Annotated in this window: 17 protein-coding genes and 1 pseudogene; 8 read left to right on the top strand and 10 right to left on the bottom strand. The window is 65.3% G+C overall.

The annotated features are described in order from the left end of the window. On the bottom strand, positions 1-286 hold a 286-nt coding region (locus tag A5704_RS27715), incomplete at its 3' end, for a protein kinase (RefSeq protein ID WP_304442286.1). Between the two features lie 87 nt (positions 287-373). Between A5704_RS27715 and A5704_RS27710 the strand changes: the two genes are divergently transcribed. Together A5704_RS27710 and A5704_RS14415 are read left to right on the top strand one after the other, a co-directional pair. Further along, positions 374-1,690: a YncE family protein gene (locus tag A5704_RS27710; RefSeq protein WP_369827132.1), complete on the top strand. Its 1,317-nt coding sequence runs from the start codon at positions 374-376 to the stop codon at positions 1,688-1,690. Between the two features lie 181 nt (positions 1,691-1,871). Further along, a complete protein-coding gene (locus A5704_RS14415) occupies positions 1,872-2,480 on the top strand; it encodes an LGFP repeat-containing protein (protein ID WP_067889556.1) in 609 nt (202 codons plus the stop codon). Between the two features lie 27 nt (positions 2,481-2,507). On the opposite strand, the pseudogene A5704_RS29240 reads toward A5704_RS14415, so the two are convergent. Further along, a pseudogene (locus A5704_RS29240) lies at positions 2,508-2,609 on the bottom strand (twin-arginine translocation pathway); the annotation flags it as partial. Positions 2,610-2,616: 7 nt separating this feature from the next. Next, complete coding sequence (locus tag A5704_RS14410) at positions 2,617-4,302, bottom strand: GMC family oxidoreductase (RefSeq protein ID WP_067756400.1); 1,686 nt, start codon at positions 4,300-4,302, stop codon at positions 2,617-2,619. A gap of 407 nt (positions 4,303-4,709) precedes the next feature. On the opposite strand from A5704_RS14410, the gene A5704_RS28840 reads away from it, so the two are divergent. Further along, on the top strand, positions 4,710-5,072 hold the full coding sequence (locus A5704_RS28840; RefSeq protein WP_197505006.1) for a lipoprotein LpqH: 363 nt from the start codon (positions 4,710-4,712) through the stop codon (positions 5,070-5,072). A 233-nt stretch (positions 5,073-5,305) separates the two neighbouring features. Continuing rightward, positions 5,306-5,995, top strand: coding sequence for a sensor domain-containing protein (locus A5704_RS14400; RefSeq protein WP_067756394.1), 690 nt, complete (start codon positions 5,306-5,308; stop codon positions 5,993-5,995). Positions 5,996-7,008: 1,013 nt separating this feature from the next. Here A5704_RS14400 and A5704_RS14395 read toward each other — a convergent pair. The 3 genes from A5704_RS14395 to A5704_RS14385 form a co-directional block, all read right to left on the bottom strand. After that, positions 7,009-7,239 (bottom strand): DUF6400 family protein, encoded by a 231-nt coding sequence (locus A5704_RS14395; RefSeq protein WP_231969111.1) that lies wholly within the window; start codon positions 7,237-7,239, stop codon positions 7,009-7,011. A gap of 330 nt (positions 7,240-7,569) precedes the next feature. Beyond that, a complete protein-coding gene (locus A5704_RS14390; RefSeq protein WP_067756390.1) occupies positions 7,570-8,577 on the bottom strand; it encodes a GTP-binding protein in 1,008 nt (335 codons plus the stop codon). 172 nt (positions 8,578-8,749) lie between these two features. Continuing rightward, on the bottom strand, positions 8,750-10,117 hold the full coding sequence (locus tag A5704_RS14385) for an aldehyde dehydrogenase (protein ID WP_369807432.1): 1,368 nt from the start codon (positions 10,115-10,117) through the stop codon (positions 8,750-8,752). A 140-nt stretch (positions 10,118-10,257) separates the two neighbouring features. Between A5704_RS14385 and A5704_RS14380 the strand changes: the two genes are divergently transcribed. The 4 genes from A5704_RS14380 to A5704_RS14365 all read left to right on the top strand — a co-directional run bounded on the left by A5704_RS14380 (position 10,258) and on the right by A5704_RS14365 (position 15,555). Continuing rightward, positions 10,258-11,187, top strand: coding sequence for an alpha/beta hydrolase (locus tag A5704_RS14380; protein ID WP_067756387.1), 930 nt, complete (start codon positions 10,258-10,260; stop codon positions 11,185-11,187). A gap of 137 nt (positions 11,188-11,324) precedes the next feature. Next, positions 11,325-11,942: a TetR/AcrR family transcriptional regulator gene (locus tag A5704_RS14375; RefSeq protein WP_067756383.1), complete on the top strand. Its 618-nt coding sequence runs from the start codon at positions 11,325-11,327 to the stop codon at positions 11,940-11,942. 284 nt (positions 11,943-12,226) lie between these two features. Further along, the gene (locus A5704_RS14370; RefSeq protein WP_067756421.1) at positions 12,227-12,643 is read left to right on the top strand and encodes an MmpS family transport accessory protein; all 417 of its coding nucleotides are present in this window, start codon (positions 12,227-12,229) and stop codon (positions 12,641-12,643) included. Then, positions 12,640-15,555 (top strand): RND family transporter, encoded by a 2,916-nt coding sequence (locus A5704_RS14365; RefSeq protein WP_067756380.1) that lies wholly within the window; start codon positions 12,640-12,642, stop codon positions 15,553-15,555. The genes A5704_RS14370 and A5704_RS14365 overlap by 4 nt, the downstream gene beginning before the upstream one ends. Here the strand turns inward: A5704_RS14365 and A5704_RS14360 are convergent. From A5704_RS14360 to A5704_RS14345, 4 genes are all read right to left on the bottom strand, one after another. After that, positions 15,548-16,330: an SDR family oxidoreductase gene (locus A5704_RS14360; protein WP_067756377.1), complete on the bottom strand. Its 783-nt coding sequence runs from the start codon at positions 16,328-16,330 to the stop codon at positions 15,548-15,550. The two genes, A5704_RS14365 and A5704_RS14360, sit on opposite strands and share 8 nt — an antisense overlap. A 65-nt stretch (positions 16,331-16,395) precedes the next feature. Beyond that, the gene (locus A5704_RS14355; protein ID WP_067756374.1) at positions 16,396-17,247 is read right to left on the bottom strand and encodes an ABC transporter permease; all 852 of its coding nucleotides are present in this window, start codon (positions 17,245-17,247) and stop codon (positions 16,396-16,398) included. Beyond that, positions 17,247-18,104, bottom strand: a complete 858-nt coding sequence (locus A5704_RS14350) for an ABC transporter ATP-binding protein (RefSeq protein ID WP_067756418.1) — start codon at positions 18,102-18,104, stop codon at positions 17,247-17,249. The genes A5704_RS14355 and A5704_RS14350 overlap by 1 nt, the downstream gene beginning before the upstream one ends. Before the next feature lie 59 nt (positions 18,105-18,163). Next, a partial coding sequence (locus A5704_RS14345; protein ID WP_156737675.1) for a type I polyketide synthase occupies positions 18,164-21,101 on the bottom strand: 2,938 nt, incomplete at its 5' end.

The following is a 21,101-nucleotide window of genomic DNA, read 5'->3' as shown; positions in this document are numbered from 1 at the left end:
CGCCTCCCGTCAAGCATTCGTAGAGCACGCAAGCAAGCGCGTAGATGTCCGAGCGTGCATCGGCCTCACCGACTTTGAAGCGCTCGGGTGCCATGTAGCGCAGCGTGCCCACCACCGCGTCCGTACCAGTCAGACCGGTCTCGCCGAGAACACGAGCGATCCCGAAATCGATCAGATACGCAAAGTCGGTGAGGCCGATGCACGCTCGGACATCTACGCGCTTGCTTGCGTGCTCTACGAATGCTTGACGGGAGGCGCCCCGTTTCCGGGCGACAGCATCGAGCAACAGTTGGCAGGGCATCTGTCGGCGCCGCCGCCGCGCCCTTCTGACTCCGGCGCGCCGCCGGCATTCGACGCGGTCATCGCCACCGGCATGGCCAAAGACCCTGCCCAGCGCTACGCCACCCCGGTTGACATGGCACGAGCCGCGCGCGATGCGATCACGGTGCCGCTACGCCGTCCGGACCCGAGCGCGCAGTCACACACCGCCACTGTCCCCACTCGAGTGGCCTCATGGCCGAGTGAGCCAACACGGCAAGGGCGGAAGCCATTGCACCCCGGTCCGCAGCAGGAGATAACCGGGAACCGCAAGCGCGCCAAGCGATCTTGGGTGGTCGCCGCCGCGGTGATTGGAGTGGTCATGGCGTTGGGGGCCGCGAGCCTATACTTTCTGCGCACACATACTTCAACGCACGGATCTCCTACATCAACGGCGGGATCTTCGCAGACGACGGGATCTGCGGCGGCGGCCGCGCCGCCGAGCGGGGGAGGCACGCCCAGTTCGGGGGTCATCGCAGTGCCGAGTGGTCCACCCACGGTCGCCACCTCGGTACGGGTAGGCAATGGCGCGTTTGGAGTCGCGGTCGACTCCGCCGGACACACCGCCTATGTCGCAAACACCGGTTCCAACTCCGTGTCGCTGGTCGATACCGGCAGTCGTACGGTCACAGCCACCATCGCGGTAGGACGCCACCCGGTGGGCGTGGCCGTGGATCCGTCGACCCGGACCGTCTACGTCACCAACTACGACGACTCCTCGGTGTCGGTCATCGACACCACCAACGGCACGGTCATCGCCAGAATCGGTGTCGGGAGCCACCCCGGCGGGGTAGTGGTCGACCCGGATGCCCGGATCGCCTATGTCACTAACGGTGATAGCGCATCGGTGTCGGTGATCGACGTGACAACGCATACCGTGACCGCGACGGTGCCTACCGGAAAAGGTCCAAGCCGGGTAGCCATCGATCGGACCGCGCACCGCTTGTTTGTCACCACTGCCGATCCCGCGGTGACGGTTGTCGATACCACGAACCGAACTGTCATCGGTACCGTTGCGCTTCGCGTCCACCCGGCCGGCATCGCCATCGACACCGCATCGCACACCGCCTATATCGCCAGCGGCGACGATGCATCGGTGTCCTTCGTCGACACCAACAGCCTGAGCGTCACCGCTAGTGTGCCTGTCGGGCAACGCCCCGCGGGGGTCGCAGTGGACCCCCCGACGAACACCGCTTACGTGGCCAACTACAGCGGTGGGTCCGTGTCGGTGGTCGACACCACCAAACGCATCGCCACCGGAATCCTTGCCGTCGGAAACAATCCGCTCGCCATCGCGGTCGACCCAAACACGCACTTCGCCTACGTCACCAGCGACCTTGACCATGGCTCGTTGACAGTGATCAAGCGCTGACGTCGGGGCCATCGCGCACCGGTGGATCTTTACTCGGTGCTCTGGCTTGCCGTCTATGACGGCGTTGTAAGTTCGTTCGGGCGATCGCCTGCGCAGTCAAGTGATTCGGTTTTGAAGGCACGTCCGGGCGAAAAGGTCAGCCGCAACTCGATCCACCACACGAAGACGCGAAAGGAAGCCTATGAGAACGATCGCAAACCGCCACGCGGCAATCGTCGGCCTGGCCGCCGTCGCGCTGATCCCTGTGGGCTGCAGCAATGGCAAGAGCGTCGACGCGTCGGCGCCGCCTCAGGTCGGGGTGAGCGCCACCTCCACCTCGAAAGCCCCGGCGCCGCCCACCGAGGTGAAGCTGATAGGGGAGCGCGACGTCGAGGTGACTCTGACCGGCCCGATCGCGGTCAAGTACTCGTCGGCAACCGAGGATCAGAAGAAGGCACTCGGCAAGCCGCTGACGGGTGACCGCAACGCGGGGACTCGGGACAGCGGCGTGGTGTTCCAGCAATTCCAGGGCGGCGCGATCACCGCCAGGAACGGCGCGGCGGGCACACCCGCGTACATCATCGTGGGCAAGATCCGGGAGGCCTGGAATGTCCCACGTGGCCCGGACGGCACGCCTGCGGTCACCGGCACTAACGGTTCCGCAGGTCCGCTGGGCTCGCCCACCAGCGACGTGAACGCCTTGGGCGACCTGCAGGTGTCGACCTTCGAGCACGGCAAGATCGAGTACAACCCGACGACCGGCCAGGTCGCGGTGACGGTGAACGACAAGGTCGTCCCGTCCGGGCTCTAGCTCGAATTGCGGGGAGCGCCCTGGCCCGCCATTTGGATGACTCGCATGGTCGAGGTTCCACTGGCCGCAATCGGGGGCCAGGACGTCGTTGGTGTCGACTTCGAGTCCGCCGACCTTCGGCCCTGGAGTGGCCGACTTATCCCACAATCGCCCGCGCTGCGCGCTCGGCGATGAGCATGACCGGCGCGTTGGTGTTGCCGGAAATGATGGTGGGTATAGCCGAGGCATCGACCACCCGAAGGCCTGCGACGCGATACACACGGCAGTCGGTATCGAGCACCGCGGCGGGCGCCCGTGGCCGACCGTGCGCGTCAAAGGCTCCCATCGCGCAGGTGCCCACCGGGTGGAAAATAGTCGTGCCGAGTTCACCGGCCGCATTCTGCAGGTCTTCGTCGCTCACCAGCTGCGGGCCGGGAAGCAACTCCTGCGGGCGGTAGCGGGCCAGAGCTGGCGCCGCCATGATCTGCCGGGTCATCCGAAGGCCCCGCACGGCGATTTGACGATCAACGTCGGTCGACAGGTAGTTGCAGAAGATCTTCGGATAGGTCAGGGGATCTGCACTGGCCATCCGCACATGGCCTCGCGAAGTGGGTCGCAGATTGCAGACCGAGGGAGTGATCGCGCCGAAGGGGTGCAGGGGTTCGCCGAACTTCGGCAACGACAAGGGCTGCACATGCCACTCCAGATCGGCACTTCCCAGCGCGGGGTCGCTCTTGGCGAAAGCCCCCAGGGTGGAAGGCGGCATCGTCATCGGCCCCGACCGCAACAGCAGGTATTGAAGCCCCATGCCCGCACGGGTGATCCAGTTCCTGTACAGGGTGTTGACGGTCGGGGCGCCCTGGACCCGGTAGATCGTTCGAAGCTGCAAGTGGTCTTGGAGGTTTTCGCCCACTCCTGGCAGATCGACGGCCACCGGCACTTGATGCTGGGCGAGCAGGCCGGCCGGGCCGAGACCCGAGACCTGCATCAGATGCGGCGAGCCAATCGCTCCGGCGCTCAGGATCACCTCGTTCCGGGCTCGGACGTCGACAATGTGGCCGCCTTTGAGCAACCGCACACCGGCGATGCGGTGCCGGGCCGTGGTCCAGGCGCCCCGGCGCTGATCCTCGAGGACCTGATCTTCCATCAGAAGCCGCAAGGCCTGGGTCTGCGTGTAGACGGTGAGATTCGGCCGGTGGGCGATGGGATGCAAGAAGGCATCGGCCATCGACCAGCGACGGCCGCGCCGTTGGTTGACGTGAAAGTACGCACAGCCGGCGTTGTCGCCCTGGTTGAATTCATCGATCGGGGAGATGCCCACCTGGGCGGCGGCGGCCTGCCAGGCGTCCAGGATCTTCCAGCGCACCCGCGGTAGCTCGACGCGGATCTCACCACCGGCGCCGTGCCAGTCGTCGGCTCCGCCGTAGTAGTTTTCCAACTCCCTGTAGATCGCCAGTGTCTCGCCGGGACTGTCCGGGCCACCCCAGAGCCAGCGCTCGTCACCGGTGGCCTGTGCCCAGAGCTCGTAGTCACTTGCCTGTCCGCGCATGTGGATCATCGCGTTGATCGACGAGCAACCGCCGATCACGCGGCCGCGTGCGTAGTGAATGCTGCGGCCGGCCAGGCCAGGGTCGGGCTCGGTCGTAAAGCACCAGTCGGTGCGGGGATTGGCGATGGTGTACAGGTAGCCCACCGGCACCTTGATCCAGAACCAGTCGTCTTGGCCGCCGGCCTCTATCAGGAGGACACGGCGATCAGGGTTGGCGCTGAGTCGATTGGCAAGCAGGCAGCCGGCGCTGCCTGCTCCCACGATGATGAAGTCGAATTCGGCCACCGGGTTCATTCCGGTATCGGTCCTCCACGGCGTCGGATACGAGTCCTAGTGTGCGCGATGACCACCACATCCCGTCGAGGAATGATTGGCCGTGACTGATGAGCGAGAACCGTTGACGGCAGGGCAGTACGCGTAGCTTTACTGCGAGCCCTCCAGTCTGGCGCAGCCTGCTGTCGCCGCAAGTTAGCAGGGGGTGTTTGGATACGATTGGCATGTGCGACGGCAGCCGCCGAGGCACCGGCCGGATTCTTTTTCAGTGCCGAATCTCGGTGCGCAGTTCACTTGTCAATCCTGCAGAGGACAACTCGCCATTGCCCAGATCAACGTCCTCCAGTGGAGCTACAGCCGCGATTCTGCTCCTTGTCGCTAGCATCCCAACAACGGCCTGCAGCCATCCATCGGTAACGGCTGCCTCGGTGAAGTCAACCACCACGTCAACCGATGCCTCTGCGACACATAGCGACTCATTGACGTTGGCCGGCAAAGCTCTCCCGCTGCATGACGTCCAATGCCGCGATATGGGCGGCGCGGTGATCGTCACGGCCAAAACGCAGTCCGGTGAAGGTGTCACCGTCGATGCCGCGGGCGGCAAGCTTGAAACTTTGGACTTCAGCGCCGGTGGTATCGCCTACTTCTGGGAGCCGACATCGACCGGAGGAGCACCGCCACCAACGCTGACGCGAGACGGTGACAATTACACCGTGACTGGCAAGATCAAACAGCTTCACGATTACACCAAGCTCAGTGATTTCACGTTTAGAGCAACCTGCCCGCGTTGAGCATCCTCGCCTCGGCGCGTTACCGGCCCGTCCAGCGACGACTTGGGATCGACTGTGCGCCACGGCCGTCCGTCCAGGAGGTCCGGGCGACCGGCTAACCAAATGACAGCAGCCACGATAGCGTGGGCACAATGTCGATTCAGGCGATGACCCAGAAGCACAGGGAGTGGCTTCGCACTTGGTGACGACTGATCAGTTTGGCGGCTAGGGGGACGATGCGAAGAACGAGGGGAATGAGCGCGCCGACAGGCAGCCATGCGCTCGCAATTGTGGCGCTGTCCGCGCTGACAGCCGGGTGCACGGTGACCGTCAGCGGGACAGTGGTAGCGGCTCCGACCATGGGTCATGCTCCTCAACCGCTGCCACCCGGTGCCCTGTCCGGATTGCTGCTCAGCCCGACCGAAATTGGCTCGATCATGGCCGCCCACATGGAGGTGGTCGACACCGGCGACACCATGTACACGAATCAGCCTCTCGCTGATGGATGTTTGGTCTGGGCCGAGGCACAGGATTACTCGTACCAAGGCAGCGGCTGGACGGCTGTGCGCGTGCAGAAGCTGAAGGACCGACGCGACAACGCCGATCATGTGGCATACCAGGCGGTGGTGTCGTTCCCGGGAGGCTTGGCCGCCCATGACTTCTACGCCAGCCAGGTCACGGGCTGGGCGAACTGCGATGACCGGCGCGTCGATCTCCACGACCCGGGAGACCCCACGGCGCACTACTGGACGCTGAGTAAGGCCCGCGCCGAGGAGGGCGTCTTGACGATAACGAGGGTCCAAGAAGACGGTGGAGGAGTTTGGGCGTGCCAACGCGCGTTGACGGCTTCCAACAACGTGGTGATCGATGTAAGCGCCTGCGCCGACAATGTCGGCGACCGGGGTGCGCAGATCGCAGAGCATATCGCGAAGAAGATTTCTTAAGCTTCGACAACCGAGCGGTCGGAGAGCGTCGACAAACGTCGGGAAAGTTGTCGACGCCTCGATCCACTAACCGCGAAATGAGCTGATACAGGAGAGGATAACGAATCCCAGGCGTAACTTGACATAATGTCGCTTATCGGCACAACGGGTATAGCCCGGTCGCGGACGAGAGCCGCCTTCGCGGGCCCCGACCTGCAATTACCCGGTCGAGCCGGCTATCGCGCCAACCGCCGGTACCCTCGGCCGCGTCATCGAGTGTGCGTTCAGGGCATCGAGTGTGCGCCCACGGCGGCGACACGCCGATCGGCGCCACCATAGGCGCACACCCAAATGAGCGCTGGGATGCGGCAGTTAAGTGGCAATTAAGTGGCCGGCACCCCCGATCCGGCTTTCCGCCTACCCAGCCCCAAAACGTCACCGTGACGAAAGTCTATGCGGCTCAGCGGTATTGCGTCACTTACCGGCACGAAGCCTGCGAGGCGGTTTTCAGAAATGGGCCGCCTTCGCGAGATCTGGCCCACGAACCGCTCACCGGTGAGACGTCGACAGCCGGCGGCGCACCCCGCGGCATCGAGTGTGCGGTCAGGGCTTCGAGCGTGCGCTCACGGCGGCGACACGCCGACAAGCGCCGCCATGGGTGCACGCTCGATGGCACGAACATTCGGCGACCGGCTTCGCACGCCAACAAGCGACGCCCGCCGATCTCCGCTTCCCCGCCAAGGACCTGACCAATGCGTCACCGTGACGAATTACCCCGTCCCACCCCAGAGCCCTGGCCGGGAGGTCAGTTCGAATTGTGTCGCCAGCGCCTGGGGGCCGCGCTGCGATGCGTGTCGGTCGACCAGAGATGGCCGCAATCCGAGCACTGCAGATGCACCAGCGTGCCCCTGTTACTCAGGAGGTACTGCCAGTGCGTATCGCAGTTGCGGGTGCTTCGACAATCGCCACATCTGGCGCGGTGATCGCAGCGCGGACACGGCAACCATGCACGCCGGCCACGGTCGGCCGTCGGATCAATCGGTAGCACGAGCAGTCGTCCGTTCAGGCAACACGCCGGCGCGGACCAACTCGTCGTAGACCCGCTGCTGCTCCTCATCGAGATTCGAGTACAGCATTTCGTATGCCTTTTCTTCCTCTTCAAGCACGGCGACAGGGTCCCAGTCGTCACCCGTCGCCTCGAGCATCGCGCTGCGTCTACGCGCCTCGTCGAGGGTCAGGTCGTAGCCAAAGTCGAGGTCGGCCATCGCGCTCCCAGCCATTAGGTATGCAAACGAATGGTAAGGATGGCCTAATTAGTGGCCCGCGGGCTATGAACTGGGTCACTATTGTCACTTGACGTTGGTCACACCCGGCCCCCGTCACTGTGGCACCGAGAACCCGACGAGCCACGCCGTGACGACGCGGCCGTCGGGCGGCTACCTGCCCGGAAGCGGGCCCCGGACCCTATCCCCCGTCCCCCAGGTCCGTCGCCGGCAATACGTCACTGTGACGAATATTGCTGCAGCGCAGGGTTATTCACGACTTAACCGCCGCGCGCAGGCCACGATCTCGAACGAATTCAGCCGAATCGTTTCTCACGCACTCAGGCGCCGATAGCGGTCGAGCCGCCGCAGGGCCTGCGCCGACGCCCGCCCCGGGGCCGGCTGCAGCGCGCTGTCGACCCGCGCACGGACAGCATCGACGTCGAGATCCATTCCGATCGCCACAAGACGATTGGCCACGGCCCCCCGCGGCGCAGGCCCGATGTGGATTGCGCTACCTACCAGATTGACGACATAGCCATGAACGGTCGCGCGGTGGCGCACTGCCACGATCCCTTTCAGCCTGAACACCCGCGGCGGCGGATCTTCGAGAAGGTCGAACAGGGCATTGGGGTCGACGCATCCGGAGCTGCGGACGGCGACGGCGTCGGCATGGACGTGGTCATGGTCATGCTCGGGCGCCAGATCCAGGAACGAGAGCTGCCCAACCCGGCCGGACGTGGCGGACGCGTCGAAGAGTAGCTCCGGGGCTATCCGGCCACCCGTCGTCGCCACGACATGTATGCGCGGGTTACGTTGCGCGGCACGGTGTGTGACGCGTTGCACCATGGCCGCCCGCTCGCCCTCGGGCACCTGGTCGATCTTGTTGACGACGATCAGCGACGCCGCACCGTAGCGCACCGGCGGCAGGGCGCCGCAGTCGACGGTGTCGAAGTGGTTCACTGCGTCGACGACGTCGACAAGCCCGCCCGGGCGAATCCCGCGGATCTCACTGAAGCCGATGATCCGCGCGATAGCCACTGGGTCGGCCAGACCGCTGGCCTCGACGACGATGGCATCGAGGCGCCGAGCCGGGTTGGCGAGCTTGATGAGTGCGTCGTCGAGCCCACCGCCGTCGGGCAGGCAACAGATGCATCCTCCGGCGATCGACGCTGGCTCGTCGACCTGGCCGGCGACCAAGGCGGCGTCGATGTTGATGTCGCCGAAGTCGTTGACCACCACACCTATTCGCGTGCGAGGATGGCGTAACAGGTGGTTGAGCAACGTCGTCTTGCCGGCCCCGAGATGACCAGTGAGGGCGATGACGGGTACCGCAGCCACGCCTCACCCTCCACTTCGACGTCCGGACATCCGATGCTAACCGGCGCAGCTTGATCGGTGTGCTCGCCGCCGGGTCGGAGTCCAGCGTTGCCGACAATGCTCAGCAAGGAGCCGCGGCTACTGCCGCGACCGGGGCGGCGAGACTGACATCGACTCCTAGCCCATCGGCCGGTCAGCCGCCGGGCGCCGACCAGTGCACCACCTTCATGGCGGTCATCTCGTCGAGTAGTTCGGGCCCGAAGCCGAAGCCCGCGCCGCTGGCACGGCGGGGTTCGGAGGCGCCGCCCGGCGCACCGCCGAAGACGTCGTTGATCTTGACGGTCCCCACGGGAAGCTTGCGCCACGCCTCCTGGGCGTGCGCCATGCCGCCGGTGAGCACGGTGGCGGCCAAGCCGTATCGGTCGTCGGCGGCTTCGGCCAGTGCCGTGGCGAAGTCGGGCACCGCCCGTACCGGCGCGATGGGACCGAACGTTTCCTCGCGCATGATGAGCATGTCGGGCGTGCAGTCGGTCAACACCGTCGGCGGGTAGAACGAACCCGGCCCGGGTCGCGGCTCGCCGCCGACCAGAACGTGGGCCCCGGCGCGGGTGGCCTCCTCGACATGCGTGTGCACGTGCTCGCGATGGCGCTCGTCGACCAGCGGTCCGATGCGGTCGGCCCACGCGATCGCCTCGTCGATCAACGCGTTGAGGAATGCGTCGGCGATCGATTGCACGACATAGACCCGCTCCACCGAGACGCAGATCTGTCCGGCATTCGCGAAGGCACCGAGCGCAGCCTGCCCCGCCGCCCACGCCGGATCCACGTCGGCGTCGACGATCAACGGATCGTTTCCGCCGTTCTCCAGCAGGGCCTTCGCGCCCCGCTCGGCGCAGGCCCGCGCGATCTCTCGGCCCGTCGCACTGCTGCCGACGTGCGCGACGACATCGACCAGCTCCGCGGCCGCCAACCGTTCCCCGACGGTGCCGTCACCGTCCACGATTTCGAGGACACCGTCGGGCAACCGCGCCGCCAGCAGCTCGGCGAAGCGCCGGCCCGTCTGCGGGCAGCGCTCGCTGGGCTTGTGCACCACAGTGTTCCCGGTAACCAGGGCCGCTCCGAGCAGTCCGGCCGCCACCGCCACGGGATCGTTCCACGGCGTGATCACCGCAACGACGCCGCGCGGCTGGGGCACCATCAAATCGGTTGCGGACCAGCCGCCCTGCAGGGCGCTGCCGCGGTGCAACGGTCCGAGTTGGGCGTACTGAAGGAGCGTGTCGATGCCCGCGTTCACGCCGCCACGCGCGTCGCCGCTCAGCTTGCCGGTCTCTCGCTCGTTCAGTTCGGCGAGTTCGTCAGCCGCGGCCCGTAGGTCGCCCGCTGCGGCCGCCACGGCGGCGGCGCGTTCGGCCGGCGACGTGCGGGCCCAGTCGCCGGCGGCGGCCGCCGCACGCCTGACCGCTTCATCACAGTCGGCCGGCTCGGTGATCGGCACCTGGGTGACGGTGTCACCGGTGCGCGGATCCAGGACGCTGATGATCTTGGTAAGGGTCGAAGCCACGACAGCGGATACCCTGCCCCAGGCTCGACCAATCAGCGACCGGCAAGAATCCCTGGTCAGCGCGGTGAAGAACGCCTCGGGACGCCATGCCGATCCGGTATGGTCGGCGTGTCCGCGAGCGGAAGAAACAGAGGGCTTCGATGGCAAAACGGTTCCCCGGCAACGCCTTTACCTCATCGCAGGCGGTGGATCCGGGTCTGCGCAAGGTTGCCCGGTTCCTTCCGCGTGGGTATGCGCTCCAGCGCGGGCTCAAAGTCCAGCGGACGATCATGAACTTTTTCGGAACGGCCGGCCGGTTGCGGGACGTGCCGGAAGCGACGGTCGACGAGCACGTCACGGTTCGTCTGCATCGTCCGGTCGATCTTCCCGGCCGCGCCCCGGCCATGTTGTGGGTCCACGGCGGCGGGACCATCATGGGTCGCGCCGCCCAGGACGACAAGTTCCTGCGCAAGCTGTCGAACCGCACCGGTGTCGCGATCGCGGCGGTGGAACATCGCGTGGCACCCGAACATCCGTACCCGATCCCGGTCGAGGACTGCTACGCGGCGCTGCGGTGGCTCGCACGCCAACCATGGGTGGACCCCGATCGGCTCGCCGTCGGCGGGGCCAGCGCCGGCGGGCTCTTCGCGGCCGCGGTGGCGCAACGGGCTCACGACCGCGGTGACGTCAAACTCGCCTTCCAGATGCTGGTGTATCCCATGCTCGACGATCGGACCGGCGCCGAACGCAGCGGTCAGAGGCGCATCATGTGGACCGAGACCGACAACCAACTGGCGTGGCGCTGGTATCTCGGCGGCGCCGACGCCAAAGAGGCCGCCCCGTCGCGGCGGGACGATCTCTCCGGACTGCCGCCGGCGTGGATCGGGGTCGGAACGTTGGACCTCTTCTACGAGGAGTGCCGGCAGTACGCGCGGCGCCTGCGGGAGGCGGGCGTCCCCGTGCACGAGGAGATCGCTCCCGGCGCGTTTCACGCCTTCGACCAGATTGTGGATAACGCGCCCGTGTCGGTGAAATTCTTCGCGAGCCAGTGCGATCACCTTCGCGACGCGCTCGCCCCATCCGCGGCATAAACCGCGCGCGCAGCGGCCGACCCGCTTGTGCGCGAACACTTTCCGCCCAGCGCAGCGCAGGCGAACGGGATGCCGGCAGACGCCTGGACGGCGAATGCCGTCACTTTTTGACTGCAAAGTGTGCAGAATGTGCAACTATGGACGCCGTGGTCGTCAATCAGATGGGTCTACGCGAGCGCCGTCGCCGCCAAACGAGCGCGGACATCCGCGACGCCGCGGTGCGCCTCACGGTGGAACGCGGCTACGACAAGGTCACCATCGACGAGATCTGCGCCGAAGCCGGCATCTCGACGCGCACCTTCTTCAACTACTTCCCCAACAAAGAATCGGCGATCGCCTACGGGCCGTCCGACATACCCCCCGAACTGGTAGCGGATTTCGTCGCCGCCGGCCCTGCCCCGTACTCGGAGGTGCTGGCGGAGCTGATCACGCTGGCCGCCCACCATCTTCGCGACGTGCCCCCACGCCGCGAACACGCAGCACACATGCTCGAACTCGCCAAAACCTCGCCGGCGGTGCTGGCCGCGTTCCTCGCCGACCTGGAACGGTTTCAAACTCACCTGACCGACATCGTCGCCCGCCGCCAGGGCATGCAACCCGACGACGAAATCGTCGCGCTGATCGCCGCGCTGGCGCTGACGGCGGTGCGCTCCGGCATCGAGCGGTGGTCGAGGGGCGAGGGCGACGCCGACGACACGCCGATGCCCCATGTCGAGCGAGCGGCCGCGCTGGTCAACAGCATCTTCACGAAGTGACCTGAAACACCGACCGCAATCGTTGCATGGTGTGCAACAAATGCACAGTATGTACTATGCTCTGTTCTGCGGTACTCGGGAACGCCTCCGCGTCGCACGGCGCGTGTCGCACTGGGGGCGACGACCGGCGTTCTCGTGAGACCGCTACCTCTGACCATCGAACCTGTACGGACCGAGGCGACCGCCGAAACCGTTGCGGCGCACCGTAAGCCGTCGCGCATGACTGACCACGTCACGATCGGATGACGAGGAAGGGAATTCCCTAGGTGCAGATCTCGAAGGTTATGCGCAACACATGGTTGCCGCTGCTGATCGTCGCGGTCCTGGTCATCGGTGGCTTCGCGGTGGCGCGGGTCAAGTCGTTCTTCGGAGCCCACGACACGGGCATCATGACGAGCCCACGGCTGGACGATTCCAAGCCGTTCAAGCCGAAGGTCGTCAAGTACGAGGTCTTCGGCACGGCCAGCACGGCCAACGTGAACTATTTGGATTTGTCTGCCGACCCGAAGCGGGTCGACGGTGCGCCCTTGCCGTGGACGCTGGTGCTCAGCACGACTGCCCCATCGGTCTTCCCGAACCTCTCGGCCCAAAGCGACGGCAATTCGTTGGGCTGTCGCATCACCATCGACGACGAAGTCAAGGCCGAGAACCAAACCAACGGCGTGCACGCCCTGACCTTCTGCTTGGTGAAATCCGCATGAGCGCACACTTCGATGACGCCCGCACCGACACCATTCCCGTGGCCGACGAACCGGTACGGGAAAGAATCCCGCGGATCATCCGAACCTTCGCGGTTCCCATCATCATCGGCTGGATCGCGCTCATCGCGGTGCTCAATGTCGTCGTTCCTCAGCTGGATGAGGTCGGGAAGATGCGCTCGGTGGAGATGACTCCCGACGACGCGCAGTCGGTCGTCGCGACCAAGCGCATGGGCGCAATCTTCAACGAGTACAAGTCCAACAGCTCGGTGATGATCGTGCTCGAGGGACAGAATCCCCTCGGCGCCGACGCCCACGCCTACTACGACCAAATGGTCAAAAAGCTCGATGCGGACACCAAACACGTCGAGCACGTGCAGGACATGTGGAGCGATCCCCTGACCGGGGCGGGCGCCCAGAGCAACGACGGCAAGGCGGCCTACGTCCAGGTGTATCTGGCCGGCAACCAGGGCGAAGCCCTGGCCAACGAATCGGTCGAGTCCGTCCAGAACATCGTCAAGAGCCTGCCCCCGCCGCACGGAGTTAAGGCGTACGTCACCGGGCCCGCCGCGCTGTCGGCGGATCAGCACACGGCAGGTGACCGCAGCCTGCAGCTCATCACCGCGGCCACGTTCACGGTCATCATCGGGATGCTGCTCCTGGTCTACCGGTCGGTGGTCACCGTGTTGCTCACGCTGGTGATGGTCGTGTTCGAACTTTCGGCCGCCCGCGGGATGGTCGCTTTTCTGGGCTACTACAAGATCATTGGGCTCTCGACCTTCGCCACCAACCTGTTGGTCACGTTGGCGATCGCGGCCGCCACCGACTACGCGATCTTCTTGATCGGCCGATATCAGGAAGCCCGCGCGGTCGGCGAGTCACGCGAAGACGCGTACTACACGATGTACAAAGGCACCGCACACGTGGTGCTCGGCTCGGGTCTGACCATCGCCGGCGCGACCTTCTGCCTGCACTTCACCAACCTGCCCTATTTCCAGACGCTGGGCATCCCGCTGGCCATCGGCATGGTGGTCGTCGTGGCGGCGGCGCTCACGCTCGGGCCCGCGGTGATCTCGGTGGCCACCCGCTTCCGCAGGACGCTGGAACCCAGACGGACACAACGCATTCGCGGGTGGCGCAAGATCGGCGCGCTCGTGGTTCGGTGGCCGGGACCGATCCTGGTGGTGACGATAGGGATCGCCCTCATCGGCTTGCTCACCCTCCCCGGGTACCGCACCAACTACAACGACCGCAACTACCTGCCGGCCGACCTGCCCGCCAACGAGGGTTACGCGGCCGCGGATCGGCACTTCTCCCAGGCGCGGATGAATCCCGAAGTGCTGATGATCGAAAGCGACCACGATCTGCGCAACTCCGCGGACTTCCTGGTGATCGACAAGATCGCCAAGACGGTTTTCCGGGTGCCCGGAATCGGCCGCGTGCAAGCCATCACCCGGCCGCAAGGCACGCCGATCGAGCACACCTCGATCCCGTTCCAGATCAGCATGCAGGGCGTCACCCAGCAGATGAACCAGAAGTACCAGGAAGATCAGATGGCCGACATGCTGCACCAGGCCGACATGATGCAGACGACCATCGACAGCATGGAAAAGATGTCGAGCATCACCGCGCAGATGGCCAACGACATGCATCAGATGGTCAAGAAGATGCACGACATGACCATCGACATCAACGAATTGCGCCAGCATATGGCCGATTTCGAGGACTTCTTCCGGCCGATCCGCAGCTACCTCTACTGGGAACGGCACTGCTACGACATCCCGGTCTGCTGGTCGCTCCGCTCGGTCTTCGACGGCCTGGACGGCATCGACATCATGACCGATGACATCGAGAGCCTGCTGCCGATCATGGACCATCTGGACACGCTGATGCCCCAGATGGTGGCGCTGATGCCTTCGATGATCGAAAACATGAAGGCCATGAAAACGACGATGCTGACCATGTATTCGACCCAGAAGGGTCTGCAGGATCAGCAGAACGAGGCGCAGAAGAACTCCAACGCGATGGGTAAAGCGTTCGACGCGTCCAAGAACGACGACTCGTTCTACCTGCCGCCGGAGACCTTCAACAACGCCGAGTTCAAGAAGGGGATGAAGAACTTCATCTCCCCCGACGGCCATGCAGTGCGCTTCATCATCAGCCATGACGGCGATCCGATGTCGCAGGAAGGCATTTCGCACATCGGCGCCATCAAGAAGGCCGCCTACGAAGCGCTCAAGGGCACGCCGCTGGAGGGCTCGAAGATCTATCTCGCGGGCACCGCGTCGATCTACAAAGATCTCAGTGACGGCAACACCTATGACTTGCTGATCGCCGGAATCTCGTCCCTGTGCTTGATTTTCATCATCATGCTGCTCATCACGCGGGGCGTGGTGGCGTCGGCCGTCATCGTGGGCACCGTCCTGCTCTCGCTGGGGGCGTCGTTCGGCCTGTCGGTGTTGATCTGGCAGCACCTCATCGGCATCGAGCTGCACTGGATGGTGCTCGCCATGTCGGTCATCATCCTGCTTGCCGTGGGCGCGGACTACAACCTGCTGTTGGTGGCGCGGTTCAAGGAGGAGATCTACGCCGGCCTGAACACCGGAATCATCCGGTCGATGGGCGGCACGGGTTCGGTCGTCACCTCGGCGGGACTGGTGTTCGCCTTCACGATGATGACGATGGCGGTCAGTGAGCTGACTGTCATCGGTCAGGTCGGTACCACCATCGGATTGGGTCTGCTGTTCGACACCCTGATCGTCCGGTCGCTGATGACGCCGTCGATCGCCGCGTTGCTGGGCAAGTGGTTCTGGTGGCCGCAACGGGTGCGGCAACGCCCGGTGCCGTCGCCGTGGCCCAAGCCGAGCACAGAGAAGGCACCCGAGGAGGCCGAAATCCTCGCTCCCGTCAGGTAACCCAGTCCGGTTGCCCGCCGGTGTCCACCGCGGAGAAGTCCTTGTGGCCCAGGCCGGCGGTGGTGCCGCCGTCGACGACGAACTCCGAGCCGGTCGAGTAGCTCGACTCGTCGCTGGCCAGGTAGACCACCAGACTGGAGACCTCCTCGGGCTGGGCGATCCGGCCCAATGCGGTCTGGAAGATGTCTTCGGGGACCCACTCGGTCATCGGCGTCTTGATGAGCCCGGGATGGATCGAGTTCACCCGAATCCCACTGGGCCCCAACTCGAGTGCCGCCGATTTGGTCAAGCCCCGGACGGCGAATTTTGTTGCGGTGTAACCGTGGCAGGCGATCGTGCCGGCGATCCCCTCGATGGAGGAGATGTTGATGATCGACCCCCGTCCGGCTTCCTTCATGGGTCTCACCACGGCGCGGATGCCCAGGAAGACGCCCGTCAGGTTGATGTCGAGGATGCGCTGCCACTCCGAGAGCGCGTAGTCCTCGAACGTGCCGATGTTGATGATGCCCGCGTTGTTGACGAGCACGTCGAGATGGCCGAACTCGCTCAGGGCGGTGGCCACCGCGGCGTCCCAGTCCTCGGGTTTCGTCACGTCCAGGTGCAGATAGCGGGCGGCGTCCCCGACCTCGGCCGCGACCGCCTTGCCCTCGTCGTCGAGGATGTCACCGAACACCACCTTGGCTCCCTCGGCCACCAGCGTCCGCACGTGCGAGGCCCCCATCCCCCGCGCGCCACCGCTGATCAGCGCGACCTTCCCGGCCAACCGTTCTGCCACTGTGATTCTCCTGTCGTGTGGGTCCTAAGCACCATACGTACAGGAGTCAACGTATGGCCATTGGCCTATTTTTTGTCCGACCACCGGAAAACCGTTAGGCAGGCGATCAGCCCGCCCACGCTCCATGCGGTCAATACGAAGAACGTCGGCCAGTGTTCCCAGCTGCCGGCCGGTTCGAAGGCGGCCATGTTCGACGGCAAGAGCACCGACCGGAAACCCTGGGCCATCCACTTCACCGGGAACACAGAGCCGAGGGTCAACATCCACGCCGGCAACGCGACGAGCGGAACATAGGTGCCCGACACGAACTGCAAGGCGACCCCGGGGCCGTTGGTCAGGACAGCCGCCGAAACCGCGGTGCTCGCAAAATTACTCACGAAAATGCCCAGTAACGAGCAGCTGATGATGCCCATCAGGAACACCCACGTCAGGGTGAACCACCCAAAAGCATCGGTTGGTAGATGGAGTTTGAAGACCAGCACACCCACCGACAACAGCACGACGGCCTCGGCCAGGCTGGCGACGGCAACCAGGGCGATCTTTCCGACGAAATACGACGACGCGGTCGTCGGAGTCCCCCGCAGCCGCCTCAGCGCGCCGCTCTCCCGGTCGGCGGCAACGCTGATACCGAGATTGATGAAGGACGTGGACAGGATTCCGTAAGCGAGGATGCTCGCAGCGAGCACGGCACCGGTGCTGGTGTCGCTGTGCGGCATCTTCGTCGAAAAGATCGAACCCAACAGAATGCCGATCACGGCAGGCATCGAAAACGTGAGGACCAACTGCTCCGGCCGGCGGTAGAACATTTTCAGCTCGGGCACGATGCGCGACACCCCGATGCGGAGCGGACCGGGGAGCGGCGCCTCGAGCGTGCGGTGGCGCTGCGGTGACGAACCCTGCGCTTGGTCGATGCCCATCACGCCTCGCCGATCAACCGCAGATAAGCGTCTTCGAGCGTCGGCCGGGAGACCGTCAGCTGAGCCAATTCAGCCCCGTCCTTCGACCGCTGCCTGATCAGGTCGGTCGGGCGATCCGTCTCCTCCACGTGGACGCGGCCTGCCTCCACCCACCGGACCGTAGCGGCGGAGCTGACGTACTCGGTCAGTCTTGCCGGTGAGTCGACCGCCACCACCCTGCCGTCGGCCAGGACTGCGACCCGGTCCGCCAGGGCGGCGGCCTCCTCCAGGTAGTGGGTGGTCAACAGGATGGTCGTGCCATCGCTCGCCAGTAATCTGATGAGGTCCCAGAATCGTCGCCGGGCATCCGGATCGAAGCCGGTCGTCGGTTCGTCCAGGAAGAGCAATTCGGGCATGCCGATGATGCCGAGGGCGACGTCCAAACGACGGCGCTGCCCACCTGACAGCGTCCTCACCCGGGCGTGGGCAACCGAGGTCAGCCCGACGAGTTCGAGTGTCTCCCCCGGAACCCGTGCCCTCCCATAGCATTTCGTCAGCATCTGAACGGTTTCCGCGACGGTCAGCATCCCCGCGTCGCTGACTTCTTGCAGCACGATGCCGATCTTGGCGCGCCAGCAGCGGCCGGCGGTTCCGGGATCTTCGCCCAACACCCGCACGTCTCCGGCATCTCGCTGTCGATGGCCTTCCAGGATTTCGATCGTCGTTGACTTTCCCGCGCCGTTGGGCCCCAGGATGGCGAAGATCTCGCCGTAGCCGACGTCGAGATCCACGTCGCGCACCGCGGGCCGGTGCCCGTAGGCCTTCGACAAGCCTCGAACGTGCACCGCGCGGGGCTGTTCCGCGTGCTTGACCGCGATCGGCTCGGCCTTCTCGGCCGGCTGCTCGTGTCGCGCCGACCGTGCCCGCCCGGGAGCGTTCACGCGTGCGTTCCTCCCGGGTCCTGTTGGTCGGCCTGCGTTTCGAGGTCGACCAGCAGTGCCCGAAGTTCGTCCTGAGAGAACTGCTCTACCAAGCGGTCGACCTCGTCGGCCGCGATGCGCTCGGGACGCGGGTCGCTGACCGGGGATGCGTCTGCGCCTCCCAGTTGAAGCCGGCCAAGTATGCGAACGGCCAGTTCGTTGACGCTTACGCCCCTGAGCAGTTCCAGCACCGGCAGTTCGACGGCGAACATCGCGTGGATCCGGGCCCTGAAATCCATTGCCATCATCGAGTCCAGGCCGAGGTCGTCGAGGGCGTCGTCGGGCCCGATATCGGCCGGGGTGAGGTCGAAGACCGCGGAGCCGATTTGTCGAACCAGGCGGGCGACCATGTCGAGCCTGTCGGCTTCCGGGCATGCCGCGAGGGAGTCCAGGACGGACGTTTCGCCCTCGGTTTCGGCCGGCGAGGCTTCGGCCGCGCCCAGTTCGGAGAACATCGGCGGCAACTGCCCGACCAGGCCGACGCGACGGGCCAGCGTCCAATCGGCGGTGATGGCGATGACATTGGGTACCTGCTGATTGATGAGCCGATCCAGGATCCGGGCGCCCGCCGCGGGGGTGATCAGCTCGATTCCCCGCTGGGCGTAGATCTTTTCGAGCTTGAGCTCTTCGACCATGCCGACCGACCACGGACCCCAACCGATCGTGGTGGCCGGCAATCCCTCGGCCCGTCGATGATGCGCGAAGGCGTCGAGGAATGCGTTGGCGGCGGCGTAGTTTCCCTGACCGGGTGAGGCGATGACCGACCCGGCGGACCCGAACATCACAAAGAAGTCGAGGTGCTGTTCCTTGAAAGCGTTGTGCAACACGCGAGTACCCGCGACTTTGGGCGCCATCACCTTGGTGAAATCCGCTTCGGTCATGTTGACCAACAGTTGGTCGTGGACTGAACCCGCGGCGTGGACGATTCCACGAACCGGCCGGCCCTCGTCTCGGATGTGGTCACCCAGCCACGCCCGCACCTGGTCGGCGTCGGTGATGTCCACGCTGGCCGTCGTCACTCGCGCGCCGAGGCGCTCGATCTGCCGGATCGCTTCGACGGTTGACCGGTGCTTGTGGTCGTGGGACAGCAACGGCCAGCGGCTCCTTGGCGGGAGTTCGCTTCGGCTCAGCAGGGCGATATGCCGCGCGCCCCGCTCGGCAAGGTACGTCGCGACGACGCGTCCGAGGGCTCCCGCTCCGCCCGTGACGACGTAGCTGGCATCGGGTGCGAGTCTGGTCGGGAAGGCTTTCGAGAGGCTGCTGGCCGGGCGCAGGCGCGGGACGAACGTGGTGTGGCCGCGGATAGCGATCTGATCTTCGGCGTCGTCATCGAGAACGTGGTCGCAGATGCGCGCGGCAGTCGCGACGTGATCGTCGGCGGCGTCGATGTCGACCAGCCCGCCCCATTGTTTGACCAATTCCTGGTGGCCCACGACGCGGCCGAGTCCCCAGATGACCGCTTGTTCGACCGCGATCGTCTCGGTCCCCGGCGCCGGTTGCGCGTTCGCGGTGATCAAGTACAGGCGCGGCTGGACGGTGTCCCGCTCCGCGAGGGCTTTCACGACGTGCATGACCGTGAAAACGCCGATGCTATCGGCCGTTTCGGCCGGGACACCGTTGTGCGCCGGTTCGCCATCCGGATGTGCGGGCATATCCAACGGCCAGCAGTCGACGATGCCCGCGAGGTTGCCCTCTGCGGCGAGGTGGGTTTCGAGCAGCTGATGTAGCTGACGCGGCTGTCTCGGGTTCACCGCATATCCGCCGTCGATTTCGGTGAGCGCTTCGACGGGTCGGTGTTCGACAAGGCGAACGTGCTGGCCCCTGCGGCGCATCTGTTCCGCAAGCGCTGAGCCCACGCCCGCCGCGTCGACGAAGACGAGCCAGGACATGCCCTCGGCGGCGATCGAGTTCTCGCGTTCATCGTGGACGCCGGAATGCGCGACCCACTGAACCTCGTAGAGTCCCCTGTCCACGCGCTCGGGCGAGATGTGCGACGACGCGGCGAGTGACTGCACGGTGAAGCCGTTGAAGACAGCGAGCGGCCGCCCGTCGGCCCCTGTGACGGTGATGTCGCTTTCGATCTCATCGGCGGTCGCCGACACGACACGCACGTGGACGGACATGCTTGGGCCGGCAGAGCCGTATATGGCGCTTTGCCGGATCCGCACGGGAAGGTAGGGACTTTCGTTCGCCTCGCCCCCGAAAAGCGGCGCGCCGAGCAGGGTCTGGAAGGCGCCGTCGATGAGGGCCGGATGAAATCGGTACCGGTCGACTTCGTCGGCGAGCGCTTCCGGAATGGTCATCCGGGCTGTCGCCCAACCGTCTCCGGCCGTCGCCCCGGTGATTGTCTGGAACGCTTCGCCATAGCTCAGTCCCACGGCTCGGGTACGCGCGTAGAACTCGTCGCCGTCGATCGTTGTCGACTCGCCCGCGCCGGTGGGGCTGTCGCAGCGTCCGGGCGATCTCGGAAGTATGTTGAGTTGCGCCGTCGCCGTCAGCGTCCACTTCAGGTCCCCGCCCGCGGTAGCAGTGAAAGCGGTGAACTCCAGGGCGCCGGTGTCCTGATCGAGGGTCGTCCTGAGTATGGGGTCACACGTGTCGTCAAGAACGAGAGCCCGTCTCAGCGTCAGGTTCTCGACGCTGTGGTGAGCTGACCCATACGTTTGTTCGCCGGCCGCGAGGGCCATTTCGATGAATACCGCCCCGGGTACCAGGACACTGCCCTCAACCCGGTGATCCCCGAGGAAGGGCAACATCGCGGTGCTCAACTCCGCTTCCCAGGTGGGGTGCACCGCGCCGCTCACCGGTTGCCCGAGCAGGGGATGCACCGGGTTGTAGTGCAGGTCCTCCGCGGCTTCCTGCGTTTCGTTCCAATACCGTTTGGACTGCCATGGG

It is taken from the genome of Mycobacterium sp. E735, from assembly GCF_001666955.1.
Classification (GTDB): domain Bacteria; phylum Actinomycetota; class Actinomycetes; order Mycobacteriales; family Mycobacteriaceae; genus Mycobacterium.
Note: the sequence above shows the minus strand (reverse complement) of the source record. Positions and strands in the feature narration are given on the sequence as shown.